General features: G+C 72.8%; 3 protein-coding genes and 1 pseudogene. 1 reads left to right on the forward strand and 3 read right to left on the reverse strand.

Annotation, left to right across the window (positions count from 1 at the left end; genetic code table 11):
• A pseudogene (locus tag ACFPMG_RS26725) lies at positions 1 to 302 on the forward strand (YecA family protein); the annotation flags it as partial.
• Here ACFPMG_RS26725 and ACFPMG_RS26730 read toward each other — a convergent pair.
• From ACFPMG_RS26730 to ACFPMG_RS26740, 3 genes are all read right to left on the reverse strand, one after another.
• Positions 271 to 1,173, reverse strand: a complete 903-nt coding sequence (locus ACFPMG_RS26730; RefSeq protein WP_376998270.1) for a DUF2493 domain-containing protein — start codon at positions 1,171 to 1,173, stop codon at positions 271 to 273. The pseudogene ACFPMG_RS26725 and the gene ACFPMG_RS26730 overlap by 32 nt on opposite strands.
• Positions 1,174 to 1,474: 301 nt before the next feature.
• Entirely contained in the window at positions 1,475 to 2,500 is a 1,026-nt protein-coding gene (locus ACFPMG_RS26735; RefSeq protein ID WP_376998271.1) for a DUF7146 domain-containing protein, read from the reverse strand.
• A gap of 12 nt (positions 2,501 to 2,512) precedes the next feature.
• Complete coding sequence (locus ACFPMG_RS26740) at positions 2,513 to 4,522, reverse strand: strawberry notch C-terminal domain-containing protein (protein WP_417281719.1); 2,010 nt, start codon at positions 4,520 to 4,522, stop codon at positions 2,513 to 2,515.
• Positions 4,523 to 4,605 lie beyond the last annotated feature (83 nt).

The following is a 4,605-nucleotide window of genomic DNA, read 5'->3' on the forward strand; positions in this document are numbered from 1 at the left end:
GCCTGTCGGAGACGATGGCACAGTTCCCCTATCTCTACCGGCCGCAACTGCCGCCCCACCAGGACGGAGGCTTGGACCCGATGTTCTGGTCCCTCGGCTTTCTGGCCGCCACTCGGCTGGTGCCACGGGCCTGGAAGAGCGTGACCAATCCAGACAAGCCCGAGCACGCCGCCTTCCAGGCGCTGGACCCCATGCTGTTCGGCACGGAGCCCATCGCCGAGGCCGACGTTCCCGCCCAGGCAAAGGCCATCCTCGACCTCCGCGAACACTTCAAGGGCCGCCGCCACAGAGCGATGCGGTGATTGCCCAACCCAAACCGAAGGGTGCGCTCGCGACGCTTACGATCGGCAGCGTCTCCAGCAGGCGGTCGTTGCGCTTGAAGGGAGCCGCCTTGGCGTGGCGCGCCCAATCGGGGCGGAACAGCACCTGCACCACCTTGCGGTGCTCGGCCCAGCAGGCGGCGATGCGCTCGGCCCCCTTCGGGCTGCCGCCGTGCAGCAGCACCATGTCCGGGTGCTTGGCGCGGACCTTGTCGAGCACCGCCCAGATGCGCTGGTGGTCGTTGCACTCCACCCCGCCGGTGAAGGCGATGCGGGGACCGGCCGGCAGCAGCGGCTCGGTCTCGGCCCGTCGCTTGGCGGCGAGGAAGTCCCGGCTGTCGATCAGCGATGCCGTCAGGGTGCGGTGGCTGACCAGCGAGCCGGCGCGCGGCCGCCAGCCGGAGCCGGTATGGACCTCGAACAGCTCGGCGGCGTGGTCGCGGAAGGCTTCCATAGCGGTGCGGCGCTCGATCAGCGTCAGCCCCTCGGCCAGCAGACGCTCCAACTCGACCGAGCGGATCTCCGAGCCGTCCTGCTCGCGCTGGCTGCGCTTCTGGGCGTCCTCGTTGTCGTCGAGTTCGCGCTGCACGCGGTCGGCGGCGCGGTGGAACAGGTTGACGGTGGACCACAGCAGGTCGGCCAGGTCGGGTTCGAGGCGGGTGTCCGTCAGGGTGGAGACCAGGGCGTCGAAGACGTCGGCCAGGGCGGCGCGGATAGCGGTCTCATCGGGCAGCGGCCGGGGATCGGGATCGTCCTCGAAGGGCCGGTGGCCGTAGAGCTGGAGTTCGGTCAGGGCGTGGTCGGTGGGGGAGGCGGCGTGGCGGAGCCCGGCGTCGTCGCGGTCGGTGATCATGGCGGCTGCCCTTCGGCTGGAGGATCGGCCGCGCCCGTCGCGGCCTTCGTGGCGATCTCCCAGCGGCGGGCGGGGCGGACCCGCACCCTCTTGGGCCGCAGCGTCAGCGGAGGACGGCGGCGGGCGGCTTTCTTGTCCCGCGAGGAAGGCCGGCTTGGCCGGCCGGGGAAGAAAGTTGACCGCCGCCGTTGCGGAACCGGCCCGGCTGCCGCCCGATCGCCCGCTGGAAGGCCGGGGCCGCGGCCTCCCGCCGGTCAAAGGCGGCTCCGATCTGGCTCGACCGGCGCCCATCCGCCAAGGCTCAGGCTCCCCACGACCGATCACGGCCGGCCCGAAAGCGCGCCACATCCTCCGGGGCGAGTTGGGCCCGCAGGTGCGCCCGCAGCGCCGCCACGCCGTGCGCCAGCAGGTCGTCGTTGAGGTCGCCCAGCACCGGTGCCAGGACCAGCGCCTCGATGCCGAGGGCCTCGGCGCGGCTCCCCAGGCGCTCGGCCGCCCGGCGTCCGGCGGCGTCGTTGTCGCGGGCGACGTAGAGGCGGCGCAGCGTCGGCGGCAGGCGCAGGGCGGCGAGGTGGCCGGCCGAGAGCGCGGCGACCATGGGCAGGGCCGGCAGGGCGGTGCGCAGCGCCAGCACGGTCTCGACGCCCTCCCCTGCAGCCAGGACGTCGCGGGCCACGCCAAAGCGGACGCCGTTGCCGAGGAGGTGTCCCAGCGCCCGGCGCGGTGACGGCATCACCGCCTTGCCGCGGCCGGACGGGTCGAGCCAGGTGCGCTGCACGCCGGAGAGGCGGCCGTCCGGGTCGGTGACCGCGGCGATCAGCGCCGGCCTCTGGGCGAGCCGGTCACCGGCGTCGCGGTACCAGCAGCGCGGCTGGAAGCGCAGGGAGCCGTCTTTCCGGACATCCGGAATGCCCCGGTTGCGCAGATACGCTTCGGCCAGCGTGCCGGCGAGCGGCCGGGAGTGGGCGAACAGGCGGCGGGCGGCCTCCGGCGATCCGATGAGGGCTGAAGGCTCCCACCGCGGCTCTGGCGGCGCCCGCGGCAGGCTGAGGAACGCCCGCGCCTCGTCGAGCGCCGCGGCCAGCCGGCCGAGGCCGCGGTTGAGCCCGATGAGGTCGAGCAGGTCGCCGTGTTCGCCGGCGGCGGGATCGGCCCATCGGCCCGCGGCGGTCCCGTGCAGCCGGACGTAGAGGCTCTCCCCTGGGGTGCCGTGGACGTCGCCAACCCGCCAGTAGCGCCCCTGCCGCCGGCCGTGCGGCAGGTAGTGGCGGCACACCGCCTCGGCTTCCCGCGCGAGGCGCTGCGCCATCTCCGACGCAACGGACATGGCGCCGGCCCCTCATGGCCCCGTCCGGTCGACAACACGGAGCAGCGGGTGGCGGGCCAGCAGGGCGGCGAACACCGCCGGCCCACGCCCGCCCACCGGCACGAACAGACGCAACGTCCAGGCGATGATCTCGGACATCAACCCCAGCGCCTTCAGCCGCTCCGCCATCCCCTCGGTGAAGCCGGACAGCTCGACACGGTGGGTGCCCATCACCGTCACCCGGCGCAGCCGCAGCCCATCGGCCAGATGCAGCACCACCCGCCCCTCCATGAGCGCGGCCCAGGCCTGCTCCGCCGACGGCACCGGAGCGTCATCGGCGCCGACACCGAAATTGCGCTCGACCTCCGGAAGGGCGTCCGGCGCCACCACCCGGCCGATGATCCGCTCGCCATCGTCGGTCTGCAACCGCACCACCCGCAGGTTCGTGTCCGGCAAGCGTCGCCACACCGGCAGCAGCAGCCCGGTCACCAGGTGCAGCGTGCTGGTGGCGAACTCCGGCACCGCGGCGGCCTCCTTCTCCCAGACGGCGGCGAAGGCCTCCGGCTCGGCCGGGCGCCAGTGGCTCTGCGCCAGTTCGGCCACCGTCACGGTCAGGCGTTCCAGCGGGCGGAGCAGCCGCACCCGGCGCTCCACCGTGCCGTCATCCAGCATCAGGCCGGCAGCGGGCACCGCCACCGCCGCCCGGCCGGAGCGGGCGTTGACCAGCAGCCGCGCCTGCGGCCCGCCCCCGCGCTCCAGCGCTTCCTCCAGACCCATCGGCCGGTTGCGGTCGCGCCGGGCGAGCGTGAACAGCCGGGTCTCCGCTCCAGTCGCCGCGTGGGTGTAGAGGGTGCGCCGCGCCGTGACGGTGAAGCTGTCGGCCACCAGCGTCTCGACGCCGCGGTCGTAGGTGCCCGAGGCGATGGCCCCCTCGATCTTCGCGGCGAGCAGCTGCTCGAACACGGTGAACAGCGTGTTCTGCAAGCCGATGGTCAGGGCCAGCAGCCGGTTGAGGAGGGTGGTGATCGGCGGCAACTCCTCGCGCAAGGTCCCGTCGCGGTCACACAGCGCCAGCCCGGTCACCGCCTCGAACTCGCCCAGCGAACAGCCCTCGACCTTGCCGGCGTGCAGCAGACCGTAGAGCTGGCGCAGAGCGGCGCGGGCGTAGACGGATTCCAGGTTGTCGTCGGCACGGAACAGCCCCTGCCCGCCGGTCTGGCGCTGGCCGCGGGTGATGGCGCCAAGCGTGTCGAGCCGGCGGGCGATGGTGGACAGGAAGCGCTTCTCCGCCCGCACATCGGTGGCGACCGGGCGGAACAGCGGCGGCTGGGCCTGGTTGGTGCGGTTGGAGCGGCCCAGCCCCTGGATGGCGGCGTCGGCCTTCCAGCCCGCCTCCAGCAGGTAGTGCACCCGCAGCCGCCGGTTCTTCACCCCGAGATCGGCGTGGTAGCTGCGGCCGGTGCCGCCGGCGTCCGAGAAGACCAGGATGCGCTTCTCGTCATCCAGGAAGGCCTGGGTCTCGGCGAGGTTGGCCGAGCCGGGGCGGCTCTCCACCGCCAGCCGCTCGTCCCCGCCGGGATCGGTCTTGCGCACGATGCGCCGCGAGCGGCCGGTGACCTCGGCCACCATGGCGGCGCCGAAGCGCTGGACGATCTGGTCAAGCGCCCCCGGCACCGGCTCCAGCGAAGCCAGCCGCTCGATCATGCGGTCGCGCCGCTCCACCGCCTCGCGGCACGGCACCGGCTGGCCGTCCTTCCACACCGGCCGCGACGTGAGGGTCCCATCGGTGTCGGTGAAGGGTTCGTGCAGCTGGGTCGGAAAGGAGTGGGCGAGGTACTCGAGGACGAGCTCACGCGGCGTGACGTCGATCGACAAATCACCCCACTCCTCGGTGGGGATGTCGGACAGGCGGCGTTCCATCAGCGCCTCGCCGGTGGAGACGAGTTGCACCACCACGGCGTGGCCAGCAGCAAGGTCCCGTTCGATGGACTTGAGCACGGTCGGCGTCTTCATCGCCGAGATCAGATGGTTGAAAGAACACATGTCACACTACCCCTCGCCAGGGCTTTCCGGCGCATGTGAGAGTTACCCGTGCAGGCCATGCCCATGAAGGGAAGGTCCTGCGG

The organism is Azospirillum himalayense (genome assembly GCF_042657465.1).
GTDB classification, from domain to species: domain Bacteria; phylum Pseudomonadota; class Alphaproteobacteria; order Azospirillales; family Azospirillaceae; genus Azospirillum; species Azospirillum himalayense.

Excerpts from the sequence above, each read along its gene's own strand:
- ACFPMG_RS26730 (WP_376998270.1), bottom strand. The coding sequence starts at position 1,173 with ATGATCACCGACCGCGACGACGCCGGGCTCCGCCACGCCGCCTCCCCC.
- ACFPMG_RS26735 (WP_376998271.1), bottom strand. The coding sequence starts at position 2,500 with ATGTCCGTTGCGTCGGAGATGGCGCAGCGCCTCGCGCGGGAAGCCGAG.
- ACFPMG_RS26740 (WP_417281719.1), bottom strand. The coding sequence starts at position 4,522 with ATGTGTTCTTTCAACCATCTGATCTCGGCGATGAAGACGCCGACCGTG.